This is a genomic window from Phycicoccus sp. DTK01 (genome assembly GCF_017312765.1).
Lineage (GTDB): Bacteria > Actinomycetota > Actinomycetes > Actinomycetales > Dermatophilaceae > Phycicoccus > Phycicoccus jejuensis.
In genome coordinates this window covers 201,474-214,099 of the sequence record NZ_BOPU01000001.1, presented here as the reverse complement: position 1 = coordinate 214,099, position 12,626 = coordinate 201,474, and the positions used below count along the sequence as shown (strand labels likewise).

At 73.8% G+C, this 12,626-nt stretch carries 17 protein-coding genes; 10 read left to right on the top strand and 7 right to left on the bottom strand.

Annotated features, from left to right (window positions below; translation table 11 throughout):
- The first annotated feature begins 17 nt into the window (after nucleotides 1-17).
- Together J3473_RS00915 and J3473_RS00910 are read left to right on the top strand one after the other, a co-directional pair.
- Entirely contained in the window at nucleotides 18-1,199 is a 1,182-nt protein-coding gene (locus J3473_RS00915) for a thiolase family protein (RefSeq protein ID WP_207021535.1), read from the top strand.
- Nucleotides 1,200-1,210: 11 nt separating this feature from the next.
- Nucleotides 1,211-1,969, top strand: coding sequence for an SDR family NAD(P)-dependent oxidoreductase (locus tag J3473_RS00910; RefSeq protein ID WP_207021534.1), 759 nt, complete (start codon nucleotides 1,211-1,213; stop codon nucleotides 1,967-1,969).
- 16 nt (nucleotides 1,970-1,985) lie between these two features.
- Here the strand turns inward: J3473_RS00910 and J3473_RS00905 are convergent, their stop codons facing one another.
- Nucleotides 1,986-2,732: a FadR/GntR family transcriptional regulator gene (locus J3473_RS00905; RefSeq protein ID WP_207021533.1), complete on the bottom strand. Its 747-nt coding sequence runs from the start codon at nucleotides 2,730-2,732 to the stop codon at nucleotides 1,986-1,988.
- A gap of 121 nt (nucleotides 2,733-2,853) precedes the next feature.
- Between J3473_RS00905 and J3473_RS00900 the strand changes: the two genes are divergently transcribed.
- The 4 genes from J3473_RS00900 to J3473_RS19640 all read left to right on the top strand — a co-directional run bounded on the left by J3473_RS00900 (nucleotide 2,854) and on the right by J3473_RS19640 (nucleotide 5,612).
- Nucleotides 2,854-3,609 (top strand): SDR family NAD(P)-dependent oxidoreductase, encoded by a 756-nt coding sequence (locus tag J3473_RS00900; protein WP_207021532.1) that lies wholly within the window; start codon nucleotides 2,854-2,856, stop codon nucleotides 3,607-3,609.
- A complete protein-coding gene (locus J3473_RS00895; RefSeq protein ID WP_207021531.1) occupies nucleotides 3,606-4,397 on the top strand; it encodes an SDR family NAD(P)-dependent oxidoreductase in 792 nt (263 codons plus the stop codon). Before J3473_RS00900 ends, J3473_RS00895 begins: the two co-directional genes overlap by 4 nt.
- Nucleotides 4,398-4,458: 61 nt before the next feature.
- Nucleotides 4,459-5,481, top strand: a complete 1,023-nt coding sequence (gene fgd, locus J3473_RS00890; RefSeq protein ID WP_207021530.1) for a glucose-6-phosphate dehydrogenase (coenzyme-F420) — start codon at nucleotides 4,459-4,461, stop codon at nucleotides 5,479-5,481.
- The gene (locus J3473_RS19640) at nucleotides 5,478-5,612 is read left to right on the top strand and encodes a hypothetical protein (protein ID WP_256437911.1); all 135 of its coding nucleotides are present in this window, start codon (nucleotides 5,478-5,480) and stop codon (nucleotides 5,610-5,612) included. The genes fgd and J3473_RS19640 overlap by 4 nt, the downstream gene beginning before the upstream one ends.
- Here the strand turns inward: J3473_RS19640 and J3473_RS00885 are convergent.
- Genes J3473_RS00885 through J3473_RS00875 form a run of 3 tightly spaced genes read right to left on the bottom strand, consistent with a single transcriptional unit; the run spans nucleotide 5,609 to nucleotide 7,421 of the window.
- Complete coding sequence (locus J3473_RS00885; protein ID WP_207021529.1) at nucleotides 5,609-6,232, bottom strand: molybdenum cofactor guanylyltransferase; 624 nt, start codon at nucleotides 6,230-6,232, stop codon at nucleotides 5,609-5,611. The genes J3473_RS19640 and J3473_RS00885 overlap by 4 nt on opposite strands.
- Complete coding sequence (locus tag J3473_RS00880) at nucleotides 6,229-7,125, bottom strand: cation diffusion facilitator family transporter (protein ID WP_207021528.1); 897 nt, start codon at nucleotides 7,123-7,125, stop codon at nucleotides 6,229-6,231. Before J3473_RS00880 ends, J3473_RS00885 begins: the two co-directional genes overlap by 4 nt.
- On the bottom strand, nucleotides 7,122-7,421 hold the full coding sequence (locus J3473_RS00875) for a helix-turn-helix transcriptional regulator (protein ID WP_306790171.1): 300 nt from the start codon (nucleotides 7,419-7,421) through the stop codon (nucleotides 7,122-7,124). The genes J3473_RS00880 and J3473_RS00875 overlap by 4 nt, the downstream gene beginning before the upstream one ends.
- A 95-nt stretch (nucleotides 7,422-7,516) precedes the next feature.
- Between J3473_RS00875 and J3473_RS00870 the strand changes: the two genes are divergently transcribed.
- On the top strand, nucleotides 7,517-8,158 hold the full coding sequence (locus tag J3473_RS00870) for a maleylpyruvate isomerase family mycothiol-dependent enzyme (protein WP_207021527.1): 642 nt from the start codon (nucleotides 7,517-7,519) through the stop codon (nucleotides 8,156-8,158).
- On the opposite strand, the gene J3473_RS00865 is transcribed toward J3473_RS00870, so the two are convergent.
- The gene (locus J3473_RS00865) at nucleotides 8,139-8,909 is read right to left on the bottom strand and encodes a thioesterase family protein (protein WP_207021526.1); all 771 of its coding nucleotides are present in this window, start codon (nucleotides 8,907-8,909) and stop codon (nucleotides 8,139-8,141) included. The genes J3473_RS00870 and J3473_RS00865 overlap by 20 nt on opposite strands.
- A 171-nt stretch (nucleotides 8,910-9,080) precedes the next feature.
- Between J3473_RS00865 and J3473_RS00860 the strand changes: the two genes are divergently transcribed.
- From J3473_RS00860 to J3473_RS00850, 3 genes are all read left to right on the top strand, one after another.
- Nucleotides 9,081-9,521 (top strand): Hsp20/alpha crystallin family protein, encoded by a 441-nt coding sequence (locus tag J3473_RS00860; RefSeq protein ID WP_207021525.1) that lies wholly within the window; start codon nucleotides 9,081-9,083, stop codon nucleotides 9,519-9,521.
- A 152-nt stretch (nucleotides 9,522-9,673) separates the two neighbouring features.
- Nucleotides 9,674-10,246, top strand: coding sequence for a dihydrofolate reductase family protein (locus J3473_RS00855; RefSeq protein ID WP_207021524.1), 573 nt, complete (start codon nucleotides 9,674-9,676; stop codon nucleotides 10,244-10,246).
- Nucleotides 10,247-10,282: 36 nt separating this feature from the next.
- On the top strand, nucleotides 10,283-10,912 hold the full coding sequence (locus J3473_RS00850; RefSeq protein WP_207021523.1) for a class II aldolase/adducin family protein: 630 nt from the start codon (nucleotides 10,283-10,285) through the stop codon (nucleotides 10,910-10,912).
- Between the two features lie 243 nt (nucleotides 10,913-11,155).
- On the opposite strand, the gene J3473_RS00845 is transcribed toward J3473_RS00850, so the two are convergent.
- Both J3473_RS00845 and J3473_RS00840 read right to left on the bottom strand, forming a co-directional pair.
- Nucleotides 11,156-11,929 carry a hypothetical protein gene (locus tag J3473_RS00845; RefSeq protein WP_207021522.1) on the bottom strand — a complete coding sequence of 258 codons (774 nt, stop codon included), beginning with the start codon at nucleotides 11,927-11,929 and terminating at the stop codon, nucleotides 11,156-11,158.
- Nucleotides 11,926-12,615 carry a SatD family protein gene (locus J3473_RS00840; protein ID WP_207021521.1) on the bottom strand — a complete coding sequence of 230 codons (690 nt, stop codon included), beginning with the start codon at nucleotides 12,613-12,615 and terminating at the stop codon, nucleotides 11,926-11,928. Before J3473_RS00840 ends, J3473_RS00845 begins: the two co-directional genes overlap by 4 nt.
- Between the last annotated feature and the right edge of the window lie 11 nt (nucleotides 12,616-12,626).

Genomic DNA, 12,626 nt, shown 5'->3' with positions numbered 1-12,626 from the left:
GGAGAGACGAGGAACACATGCCCGACGCCGTCATCGTCGACGCCCGACGCACCCCGATGGGTCGTGTCAAGCCGGGGAGCGCTTTCACCGAGGTGCACCCGGTCGACCTGCTGGCCACCGTCATCGCCTCCCTCGTCGACCGCACGGGCATCGACCCCGGCATCGTCGACGACGTGATGATCGGCTGCGTCAGCCAGGCCGGCCCTCAGTCCTCCACTCCGGGCCGGCAGGCCTGGCTGGCGGCCGGGTTCCCCGAGCACGTCCCGTCCACGACGATCGAGCGCAAGTGCGGCTCGGGTCAGCAGGCGATCGACTTCGCGGTTCAGGCGGTCCTCTCCGGGGCCGCCGAGGTCGTCGTCGCCGGCGGTCTCGAGGCGATGAGCCACGTACCGATGGGCTCGGCCGCCGCCGGACAGGACCCCCGGGGTCCCCGAGTGCGCTCCCGCTACCCGGTGCAGCCACCCCAGGGGGTCGCCGCCGAGCTCGTCGCGCAGCAGAGCGGCCTCAGCCGGGCCGAGCTGGACGAGTACGCCGCGCGCTCCCACGAGCTCGCTGCCCGGGAGCAGTCGACCGGTGGTTTCGACGACGAGATCGTGCCGGTCGAGCGCCCGGACGGGTCCATCGTCTCCGCCGACGAGACCATCCGGCCGACCACGACCCCGGCGTCCCTGGCCGCCCTCTCCCCCGCCTTCGAGCGAGAGCCGTGGACCGACACGTACCCGGACGTCGACTGGAAGGTCACCGCGGGAAACTCCTCGCAGCTCACCGACGGCGCGGCGGCGGTCCTCGTCATGAGCCTGGACCGGGCGCGCGCGCTGGGGCTGCGTCCGCGCGCCCGGGTCCTCGTCGGGTCGGTCGTCGCCGACGACCCCGTGCTCATGCTCACGGCGCCGGTCCCGGCCACTCGTAAGGTTCTGCACCGGCACGGTCTCGGCCTCGACGACATCTCGGCCTTCGAGGTCAACGAGGCCTTCGCCTCGGTGCCCCTGGCGTGGGCGAGGGCGCTCGGCGCCCCGCTCGAGAAGGTCAACCCGCGTGGTGGAGCCATCGCGCTCGGACACCCGCTCGGGGCCTCCGGCGCCCGCCTCATGACGAGCCTGCTCGGTCAGCTCGAGCGCTCGGGCGGCCGCTACGGACTTCAGACCATGTGCGAGGCCGGCGGGATGGCCAACGCCACGATCATCGAACGCTGGACCTGAGGAGAGACCCCATGGACGTCACGAACACCGCCGCCCTCGTCACCGGTGGAGCCTCCGGCCTCGGACTGGCCACGGCGGAGCGCCTGCACGCCGACGGCGCACGCGTCACCATCCTCGACCTGCCGACCTCGGACGGCGAGGCGGTCGCCCGGGCGCGCGGGTTCTCCTTCGCCCCGGCCGACGTGGCCGACGCCGACGCAGTGACCGAGGCGGTGACCGTGGCCTCGGAGCAGGCGCCGCTGCGGGCGCTCGTGCACTGCGCGGGCCGCGGGGGCCTGAGCCGGGTCGTCGAGCGGGACGGCAGCCCGGGCGATCGTGAGGTGTTCGCCGAGATCGTCCGGGTGAACCTCGTCGGGACCTTCACCGTCCTCTCCGTCGCGGCGGCCGCCATGACCGTCACCGCGCCGGTCGACGGCGAACGCGGGGTGTGCGTGCTCACCTCCTCCGTGGCGGCCTGGGAGGGCCAGGTGGGGCAGGCCGGCTACGCGGCCTCGAAGGCGGGCATCGTCGGGCTGACCCTGCTCGCGGCACGCGACCTCGCCCGTGCGCAGGTCCGGGTCGTCACGATCGCACCTGGCGTCTTCGACACGCCGATCCTCGCCCGGTTGTCGGACGAGGTGAAGGACCGGCTCGCTGCGGGCATCCCCCACCCGAGCCGTCTCGGGCGCCCCGAGGAGTACGCCGACATGGCTGCCGCTCTCATCCGGAACCCGATGGTCAACGGCGAGACGATCCGCCTCGACGGGGCGATCCGGATGGCGCCGCGGTAGGGCCTGGCGGCGACCGCTACCGGTTGCCCTGCTCCCAGAGGATCTTGCGCTCCAGCAGCTCGGGAAAGCGCCGCTTGGCCAAGCTCGCGTAAGCGTCCATGTGGGCGGTCATGTGCTGCTCGGCGGCGTCCGGGTCACCGGCCGCCAGCGCCTCGTAGATCTGCTCGTGCGCCACGATGATCGCCTTGCGCCGGTGCTCGGGATACTCGATGCCCATGGCCGTGCCGTCCATGATCCCCTGAAGCGACTCGGTGAAGTATCCCAGGAGCACGTTGCCGGAGGCCCAGGCGATGACGTCGTGGAACTCGGCGTTGGCGTCGAAGAAGTCGGCGCCGTCGGCCCCAGCGTCCCGCATGCGCTCGATCGTGCTCTTCAGCCGGTCGAGGTCGCCTCCCTCGATCCGCTCGGCGGCCAGTCGGCTGGTGAACGGCTCGATCCCCTGGCGCACCTCCACGACCGTCCGGTAGGGCGCGCCCCGCATCTGCATGAGGAGGAGGAGGCTGCTGCCGAGGTGGGAGGCGTCGGGGTCGAGCAGGATCGGTCCGCCGCCGGGGCCTGAGCGCAGCGCGATGGCCCCTTGGAACTCGAGGATGCGCAGCGCCTCGCGCAGCGTCCCGCGCCCGATCTCGTACGTCTCCAGCATCACCCGCTCGGGCGGCAGGCGGTCGCCGGCACGCACGCCCGTCCGTGAGACGTCGCTCATGATCTGCTGGGCCACGAGCATGGCCACCTTCTGCGGCCTCTTGCGTGCTGTGCTCGTCATGCCGGTCCCCTTGTATTCATGCGAATGATCCGGCCAATAGTAGCGGCGCAGCACTTCCCCGGCCGGTCGACACGATGTCGCGCTTCCATGCGTATGATACGACTGAATAGGAAGGCATCTCATGGACACCTCGCTCTTCGACCTCACCGGCCGGGTCGCCCTCGTGACCGGCGGAAGCCGCGGCCTGGGGTACGCCATGGCCCGCGGCTTCGCCCACGCGGGCGCCGACGTCGTCATCGCCAGCCGCGACGAGGCCGCGTGCGAGCGTGCGGCGAGGGTCCTCGCCGCCGAGAGCGGGCGGCGCGTCCTCGGAGTCGGCGCGCACGTCGGGCGATGGGCGTCTCTAGAGACCCTCGTCGAGCGCTGCTACGAGGAGTTCCCGGCGATCGACGTGCTCGTCAACAACGCCGGCATGTCTCCGCTCTACGACTCGCCGACCTCAGTGAGCGAGGAGCTCTTCGACAAGGTGGTCGCCGTCAACCTCAAGGGGCCGTTCCGGCTGTCGGCGCTCGTCGCCGAACGGATGACCGCCGGGTCCGGCGGCTCGATCATCAACATCTCGAGCGCGGGGTCGATGCACCCGCGCCCCCACATCCTCCCGTACGCGGCCGCGAAGGCCGGGCTCAACGCCCTCACACAAGGCATGGCCTTCGCCTACGGGCCCTCGGTACGCGTCAACGCCATCGTGGCCGGGACCTTCCTCAGCGACGTCAGCCGATCGTGGGACCCGGAGGTCTTCGCCCGTCGCTCGGCCGCCTTCGCGCTGGGCCGCGGTGGCGATCCCGACGAGATCGTCGGCACCGCCCTGTACCTGGCGAGCGACGCCTCGTCCTACACGACCGGGTCCCTCCTCGTCGTTGACGGCGGGCAGCCGTGACCTCACCGACTGCGCTCGCTCAGGAGCCCGCCCTTCGGTCGCGGTTCACCGGACAGGTGGCGGTGGTCACCGGCGCCGCCTCCGGCATCGGGGCCGCGGTCGCGCGGACCCTCGCCGGCCGCGGGGCCATGGTGGTCGTCGCCGACCTCGACGTCGAGGGAGGCCGGGCGATCGCTGGCGAGCTGACCGCCGGCGGCGCGAGAGCCGAGTTCGTCCGAACGGACGTCACCGACGAGCGGGCCGTCTCGTCCCTCGTCGACCACACGATCTCGACCCACGGGCGGCTCGATGTCGCCGTCAACAACGCCGGCATCCGTAGCCGGCACGCACCGACCCACGAGCACGACCTCGGTCATTGGCGCGAAGTCATCGACGTCAACCTCACCGGCGTGTTCCATTGCCTGAGAGCCGAGCTCGCCTACATGACCGGTGTCGGCGGCGGATCGATCGTCAACATGGCCTCGTTCCTCGGAGCGGTCGGCTTCCCGGACACGGTCGGGTACGTGGCCTCCAAGCACGGGGTGCTCGGGGTCACGCGGACCGCGGCCATCGACGCAGGTCGCCACGGCGTCCGGGTCAACGCCGTCGCACCGGGGTTCATCGACACGCCACTCCTTCGGGCTGCCGCCGACGACAGACGCAGGGCCGAGCTCGCCGCACAGAGCGTTCTGAACCGTCTCGGCAGACCTGAGGAGGTCGCCGACGCCGTCGCCTTCCTCGCGTCTGACGAGGCGTCCTTCATCACCGGGACCTGCCTCTTCGTCGACGGTGGGATCACCACGCGGTAGCTAGCGGTCTGGCCGCCACGGCCGACCGAGTCCATCACCAGCGAACATCGAGGACGGTTCCATGCTCAGGGTCGGGTACAAGGCGTCGGCGGAGCAGTTCGCGCCGGGTGAGCTCGCGGGGTACGCGGTGCTGGCCGAGGAGCTCGGGCTGGACTCGGTGACCATCTCGGACCACTTCCAGCCCTGGCGGCTCGAGGGCGGGCACGCCCCGAACTCGCTCGCGTGGATGTCGTGGGTGCTGGCGCGCACCGAGCGGGTCATGGTCGGGACCTCGGTGATGACGCCGACCTTCCGCTACAACCCGCCGGTCGTCGCGCAGACCTTCGCGACGCTGGCCTGCCTCGCGCCGGGGCGCGTGATGCTCGGCGTCGGCACCGGCGAGGCCCTCAACGAGATCGCCGTCGGGTCGGTCGCCGAGGGCGAGTGGCCCGAGTTCAAGGAGCGCTTCGGGCGGCTGCGCGAGGCCGTCACGCTGATGCGGCAGCTGTGGACCGAGCCGCGGGTGACCTTCGAGGGCGAGTACTACCGCACCGAGGACGCCGCCATATACGACCGCCCCGACACCCCCGTGCCGGTCTACATCGCCGCCGGGGGCCCGATGGTCGCCCGGTACGCCGGCCGGCACGGCGACGGGTTCATCTGCACCTCCGGCAAGGGCGAGGAGCTCTACCGCGACCAGCTCGTGCCCTCGGTCGACGAGGGGATGGACAAGGCCGGGCGCGACCACGCCGAGATCGACCGGATGATCGAGGTCAAGGTCTCCTACGACCCCGACCCGGAGAAGGCGCTGGAGAACTGCCGGTTCTGGGCGCCGCTGTCGCTCTCGGCCGAGCAGAAGCACTCCATCCACTCCCCGGAGGAGATGGAGCGCGCCGCCGACGAGCTGCCGATCGAGCAGGTGGCCAAGCGCTGGATCGTCGCCTCGCGCCCCGAGGAGGTCGTCGAGACGATGCGGTTCTACACCGACCTCGGGTTCGACCACCTCGTCGTCCACGGCCCCGGCCACGACCAGGAGCGGTTCCTGCGCACCTTCACCGAGCAGGTCCTGCCCGGTCTGCGCGAGCTCGTCCCCGCCGCCCGGTGAGCGCGGGGTCGTCCGTCGCCGCCGAGGAGCTGCTGCGCCGACGGGAGGAGCTCGAGGCCAGCAATGTCGTCATCGGCGCCGACGCGGTCGACGTCCTCGCGCCCGTCGTCGGGATGCTCGAGGGCCGTTAGCCGGGTGGCCGGTCCCCAGCGTGGATCGCGGACGCTCCAGCGGCCCCCAAATCGGCCTCGGCCTCCGCGGCGGCCAGTGCCTGCGGCGTGTCGACGTCGCGCGCCGCGGCCGCCCCGACGCGCACGGCGACGTAGCCGGCGTCGAGCAGCGCCATCGCCCGGCCGCCGTGGCCGGTGCCGAGCCCGAGGTGGGCCAACGACGAGCGCCGGTAGACGCCGAGCAGCGGCGTGACCCGGCCGTCGTCGTCCTCGGCGACGGCGGCGCCCACCGTCTCATCCGTACCGAGCGCGGCGACGAGCGACCGCAGCACCACCCCACCGGCCGGCATGTCGCCGGCGAGCACGGCGACCACGCCGCCGTCGCACGCCGCGAGACCCGTGAGCACCGCGGCCAGCGGACCGCCGCCGGGCGGGTCCTCGCGCACCCATCGGGCTCCCGGACGGGCCAAGGGGCGCGGAGGACCGACGAGGACGACCGGCCACCCGGACGGGATGCCCGCCACCGCCCGCTCGAGCACGCTCGACCCACCGAGGGGCGCCGCGAGCTTGTCGGACCCGAAGCGCCGTGACGACCCGCCCGCGAGGACGACGACCGGGACGCCCTCCGGAGGCGACGTCACCAGTCCGTCCCGTGGCAGGCCGCGGCGCCGGGCGACTCGACCTGCACCGTCGCGTGCGCGATCCCGAACCGCTCGCGCAGCACACCGGCGGCCCGCTCCAGCACCGCCTCCCCCGCCTCGTCGCTCACGAGGTGCGCGGTGGCGACGTCCATCCCGGACGTGAGCGTCCACAGGTGCAGATCGTGCACCTCGACGACGCCGTCGACCTCCTCGAGCGCCGTCCGTACTGCCTCGGGGTCGACCCCGGCCGGGGCGTGCTGGCCGAGCACGGCCAGCACCTCGCGCCCCAGGTGCACGGCGCGGACGAGGACGAACACCCCGATGGCCAGCGCGACCACGGTGTCCCACAACGGGTTACCGGTTGCACCCACTAGCAGCGCCGCCACGATGACCCCGACGGACCCGGCGGCGTCGGCGAGGACCTCGAGGTAGGCGCCCCGCACGTTGAGGCTCTCGGCCGCCCCGCCGCGCAGGAGGGCGAGGGAGACGAGGTTGACCACGAGCCCGATCGCCCCGACGAGCACCATCGTCCCGGAGGCCACCTCCGGCTCGGAGCCAAGGCGGCGCAGGGCCTCGACGACGACGTAGACCGACACCCCGACCATGACGAGCACCGCGAAACCCGACGCGAACACCTCGGCCCGGTAGGAGCCGTACGTGCGCCGCCCGGTCGTGTCCGGGCGCGTCGCGACCCGGGTGGCGACGAGCGCCGCACCGAGCGTGACCACGTCGGCCGCCATGTGGCCGGCGTCCGAGAGGAGGGCCAGCGATCCCGACGCGAGGCCGGCGAGCAGCTCGACGACGAAGAACGCCGCGACGAGGCCGAACGCGACCGCCAGCCGCCAGCGGTGCCGCCCGCCGGCGTGACCACCGTGGACGTGCGAGCCGCTCACGCGGTGGCCGCCGCGGCGCCGTGCCGGGCGTGGTCGCGCGCGACGCCGAGCAGGGTGCGGACGTGGTCGTCGGAGAGCGAGTAGTGGACGTGGCGCCCCTGCCTCCGGCCGACGACGACGCCCGAGGCCCGGAGCAGGCGCAGCGCCTGGCTCGCCGTCGACTCCGCCGTCCGGGTCGCCTCGGCGAGGTCGTGCACGCACAGCTCCCCCGCGTCGTGCAGCGCCAGCAGCAGCCGGACCCGCGTCGGGTCACCGAGCAGCCGAAAGGCCCGGGCCATCTCGTCCGTCTCGTCCACGTCTCTCCTCACATCTGATCGTCCGCTCAGATGTCATGATGCCACGGCGGGTGACGTCCGCGGCATCGCGCGACCCGGTCGGGCAGGCTGGGTCGATGAGCACCGTCGACCTCGTCGCCGCCGAGCGACGCGACCTCCTGGCCCTCCTGCGCGAGCTGTCCCCCGAGGAGTGGGAGACCCCGTCCCTGTGCGCGGGATGGCGGGTCCGGGACGTCGTCGCCCACCTCGTCGCCTACGAGGGGCGCACCCCGCGCCAGATGCTCGACCTGGCGGTGCGCGGCCGGTTCGTGCCCGACCGGATGAACGCGGTCGGGGTCCGCGAGCTCGCCGGCCGGACCCCCGAGGAGCTCGTCCGGCGGCTGGCGGACCATCTCGACCCGACCGGCCCGGCGGCCCTGTTCGGCGGTCGGGTGGGCATCACCGACGGCGTCATCCACCACCAGGACATCCGACGTGCCGTGGGACGGCCTCGGGCGGTGCCGGCCGAACGGCTCCTGCCCGCCCTGTCGTTCGCGCTGACGGCGCCACCGCTGCGAGGAGCCTGGCGGGCCCGCGGCATGCGCCTCGTCGCCGAGGACGTCGGATGGACCCACGGTCGCGGTCCCGAGGTCCGTGGCCCCGGCGAGGCCGTGCTCATGGCGATGGCCGGCCGGCGCGACGCGCTGCGCGACCTGCGCGGCGCTGGCGTCGACCGGCTGGCGGATCGACTCCCCCCGGTCAGCGGGGGCGCACGGTGACGCACTGCGCGAGCGACCCGAGCGGGCCGTTCGCATCGTGCAGCCGGCTGCTCGTCAGCCCGATGCCGTTGTCGCCGAACGTGATCGATGCATCGACGCCGAGCCACTCCCCCACGGGCTCACGCAGCAGGTGCGCCGTGAGGTCGATGTTCGGGTAGTGCACCTCGCGCGGGTCGGCACGGACCGTCATCCCGTTGGCGATGTCGAGCAGGCCGGCGACCCGCGCCGTGGCACCGACCGGCTCGCCCTCGACGAGCGGCACCGGCGTCCGCACCCAGAACCACCCGCGGCCCGGCTCCTCGAGGTGGCGGCGCACCTCGACACCACCGATGAAGCCACCGGGCCACGTCTCACCCGGCGCCCAGGCCTCGAGCTCGTCGGGTCCGGGGATGCCGGGCAACGCGGTCCCGGCGACGGCGGCCGTGTCGCGCTCCGCCATGAGCCAGGCCCGCAGCAGTGCGACCGGACGGCCGGCGTGCGAGAGGCTCGCCTCGACGAGCTCGATGGTCCGTCCGGGCCGGACGACGCGCACCTCGGTGGCCACCTCGGCGACCGGGACCGTCCCGAGGATGTCGTAGCAGAGGCGCGAGAGCACGAGCCCGTCGTCGCGGCGCGCGTCTCGGTCGCGCTCGACGACGTGGGCGAGGAGGCCGAGGGCCGGCGAGATGTGCTGCTCGTCCTCGCGCCACGCGCCGCCGGTGTGCTCGCTCGCGCGGAAGGTGTGCTCGTCCAGCCGGTGGAAGTACGCCACGCCGTCGTCCTCTCGTCGGGTCCCTGCCGACCCTACGCACGCCGATGCGCGCGGGCGCGAACGCCGCCCGGCTGTCCTCGCGAACCCTTGCCTGAGCAATCACCGCTGCGTAAACTTGAGTGCACACCACTCATGGCGACGCCGGTCGCCACCGATCCCGAGGAGGTTCCCATGGCCACCACCTTCGACCCGTTCCGCGACCTCGACCGCATGCTCACGGGCAGCTTCCGCCCCGCGACGACCGCCATGCCGATGGACCTCGTGCGGTCGGCCGACGCCTTCGTCGCGCGGATCGACCTGCCCGGCGTCGACCCCGCGTCGATCGACGTCGACGTCGAGGACCGGACGCTGACGATCCGGGCCGAGCGCCGCGAGGCACCGGGCGGCGAGGTCCAGTGGCTCTCGCACGAGCGCCCGACCGGCACCTTCGCCCGACAGCTGACCCTCGGCCACGGCGTGGCGCTGGACCGCATCGCGGCCGACTACGCCGACGGGGTCCTCACGCTGACCATCCCCGTCGCCGAGGAGGCGCGTCCCCGGAAGATCAGCGTCAACCACAGCGGCTCGCGCCGCAGCATCGAGGCCGAGGCCAAGCAGCCGGCCACGGTCTGAGCGCACGCGTCCGCACGGCGGCGCCGCCCACGGTCGTGGGCGGCGCCGTCCGTTGCGCTCGAGCAAACCGGCGTGCGACGGGGCCGGCTCTGCGCGTACGGTCGACGGCGGCCGTCCGGCCCCGCACCACGACCACCGACCCCAGGAGCACCGTGCGCCGCCTCGTCTACTACGTCGCGACCTCCCTCGACGGCTTCATCGCCGACCCCGCCGGGGATGCCTCGGCCTTCCCGGTCGCGCCCGACACCCTCGCGGCGCTCTTCGCGGAGTACCCGGAGACCTGCCCGGCGCACGTGCGGGCCGCGCTCGGGGTCGACGCCCCGCCGCGGCACTTCGACACCGTCGTCATGGGTCGCGCCACCCACCAGCCCGCGCTCGACGCGGGCCTGACGAGCGCCTACCCGCACCTGCGGCAGTACGTCGTGACCCGGCGCGAGGACCTGCCGGAGGACCCGACCGTCACGGTCGTCCACGACGACCCGGTCGCCCTCGTCCGCGCGCTCAAGGCCGAGGAGGACGGCCTCGACGTCTGGCTCTGCGGCGGCGGCGACCTCGCCGGCCAGCTGCTCGACGAGGTCGACGAGCTGCACCTCAAGGTCAACCCGGTGCTCCTCGGCGAGGGCGTCCCGCTCGTGCGCGGCGCGACCGACTCCGCCGCGTGGCGCCTCGCGAGCAGCACTCCGCTCCCCCACGGCGTGCTCCTCACGCGGTACGTGCGCGCCTGACCCGGCCCGCGCTCCGGCGTGCGCCATGATCACCTGATGACCCCGACCCGCGCCGACCTCCTGGAGCAGCTCGTCGACACCGGGCGGCACGTCGTCGAGCGCGGCCTCGTCCAGGCCTCGGGCGGCAACCTGTCGGCCCGGCTGCCCGGCACCGACGCGTTCATCGTCACCGGCACCGGGACGTGGCTGGACCGCCTGCGTCCCGAGGAGTTCGCCGAGCTGTCGCTCGACGGCGAGCACCGCGGCGGCGCAGAGCGGCCCTCGGTCGAGTGGAAGCTGCACGCCCGCACCTACGCGGCCCGTCCGGACGTGGGCGCCATCGTCCACCTCCACCCGCAGCACGTCCTGCTCGTCGACCTGCTCGGGGCGCCCATCCGGTTCACGACCCTCGACCACCAGTACTACCTCGGCTCCGCCGGACGCGTGCCGTTCCTCCCCTCCGGCACCGAGGAGCTCGCCCGGGCGGCGGCCGACTCGGCCCGTGACCACGACGCCGTCGTCCTCGCCCACCACGGCTGCTCGACCCTCGGCGACACCGTGCCGATGGCCCTGCGCCGTGCCCTCAACCTCGAGGAGGCGGCCGCGATGACCTACCGGCTGCTCGTCGCGGGCGACACGACGGCCGACTTCCCGGCCGAGTACCGGGGCCGCATCATCGACGTCTGAGCGGGCCTACCGCCGCGAGGTCGCGCCGACCTCGCCCTGCCGCCCCGACCTCGCCCTGCCGACCCGGCATCGCGAGGTCACCCCGACCCCGTCACGCCGCCTCGACCTCGCCTCGCCGACCTGACCTCGCCTCGCCGAGCCGAGCTCGCTCCGCCGACCTGCCACACCACCCCGGCACGACGAGACCACCCCGGCATGGCGCGGTCGCGCCGACGAGGCCCGAGCCGCGGGGGCGAGCGGGCCTCAGCGGGCGAGGACGAGCGTACCGAGCGCGAGCAGCCACGACACGAAGGACCCGACGAGGAAGTACTCCGTCACCTCGTCGATGCCGACGCCGTCGACCGACTCGCGCTCGGAGCGCTTGCTCTGCAGCTCGGGGAAGCGGATGAGGCCCTTGGCGGCGATGACGAGCCCGGCGGCGCCGAGCTGACCGGCGAGGCCGAGACCGATGATGAGGACGCGCTCCATCGGGCCGAGCAGCCGCCCGCCGCGCAGCTGCTCCGACGCATCGGGCCCTGGTGCCGAGGCGACGTGGCCGCTCGGTCGCGCGGCGCCGATCGCGACGAGCACAAGGCGCACGACGACGTTGCCGGTCGCGAGGTTGGCCAGCAGCAGGCCGGCGACGAGCAGGACCTGCCCCGGCTCGACGCCGACGAGGACCCCCGGGACGTGGGCCCAGCCGAGCCAGGCGGCGAGCGGGCCGCCGACGTCGCCGGCCCACCCCGACAGCCCGACGAGCCACACCGCGCCCCCGGCGAGCGAGGCGAGGGCGGCGACGTGGCCGCTGCCGGTGGTCAGCGACTGCTGCGACCAGCGCAGCCAGAGCAGCAGCGCGACGAGCGAGGCGGCGAGGACGACGACGTCGAGCGGCGACCAGAGCCCGCCGAGCACGGCGGCGCCGACGACCCCGAGCACGCCGGCGAGGCGCGCACGCCCCTCGGCCGACGGGTGGGCACCGCCGCCGCGGACGAGGTCGGCGAGCCCGACCCCGAGGAGCCACACCCCGAGCCAGGTCACGGCAGCACCCGGAGGAGCTCGTGCGCCGCGAGCACGGCACCGATGCCGTCGCCGCGGACCCGCTGCGAGACCGCGGACGCGCTGACGCCCTCACGGGTGGCGAGCTCGGCCTGGGTGGTCTCGGGGTCCATCAGTCCTCGCAGGAGTCGCAGGGATCGGTCCGAGAGGGAGCCAACCAGATGGTCCCGACACAGCAGCGCCGCCGTGACGGCCGCCTCCGGTCCGGTCGCGTCGAGACCGCCCCCACGGACCATCGCGTCGGCCTCGGCGTCGACGGTGCGGACGCCGGTGCGCAGCCACCGCGTCGCCGCGCGGGCGGCCGTCTCCTCGACCGCCTCGACCGCGGCTCGCGCCGCCCACCAGCCCGGGCCGTCCTCGAGCCCCCGCTCCGGGTCGAGGTCGGAGACCGGTCCCCGCCCGATGCCGACCCGGACGTCGGCCTCCGGGAGCAGCTCGAGACGGACCCGGAGCGCGGCGTCGAGGGCCGCGCCGAGCGTCGCGTACGTGCCCTGGAACTCGTCACCGACGGTGGTCCGCAGCCCCGAGACCGACGGGCAGCGCGCGTCGGTGGCCGTGAGCGCCTCCTCGAGCCGCACCTGGAGCCGCCGCCGGTCCGCGGCCCCGCGGGACGCGACGAGGTCACCGATGAGCACGCACGGTGAAGCAGTGGACTTCAGATCAGCCATCTGAAGATCAT

Excerpts from the sequence above, each read along its gene's own strand:
- J3473_RS00915 (WP_207021535.1), top strand. The coding sequence starts at position 18 with ATGCCCGACGCCGTCATCGTCGACGCCCGACGCACCCCGATGGGTCGT.
- J3473_RS00910 (WP_207021534.1), top strand. The coding sequence starts at position 1,211 with ATGGACGTCACGAACACCGCCGCCCTCGTCACCGGTGGAGCCTCCGGC.
- J3473_RS00905 (WP_207021533.1), bottom strand. The coding sequence starts at position 2,732 with ATGACGAGCACAGCACGCAAGAGGCCGCAGAAGGTGGCCATGCTCGTG.
- J3473_RS00900 (WP_207021532.1), top strand. The coding sequence starts at position 2,854 with ATGGACACCTCGCTCTTCGACCTCACCGGCCGGGTCGCCCTCGTGACC.
- fgd (WP_207021530.1), top strand. The coding sequence starts at position 4,459 with ATGCTCAGGGTCGGGTACAAGGCGTCGGCGGAGCAGTTCGCGCCGGGT.
- J3473_RS00870 (WP_207021527.1), top strand. The coding sequence starts at position 7,517 with ATGAGCACCGTCGACCTCGTCGCCGCCGAGCGACGCGACCTCCTGGCC.
- J3473_RS00860 (WP_207021525.1), top strand. The coding sequence starts at position 9,081 with ATGGCCACCACCTTCGACCCGTTCCGCGACCTCGACCGCATGCTCACG.
- J3473_RS00850 (WP_207021523.1), top strand. The coding sequence starts at position 10,283 with ATGACCCCGACCCGCGCCGACCTCCTGGAGCAGCTCGTCGACACCGGG.
- J3473_RS00840 (WP_207021521.1), bottom strand. The coding sequence starts at position 12,615 with ATGGCTGATCTGAAGTCCACTGCTTCACCGTGCGTGCTCATCGGTGAC.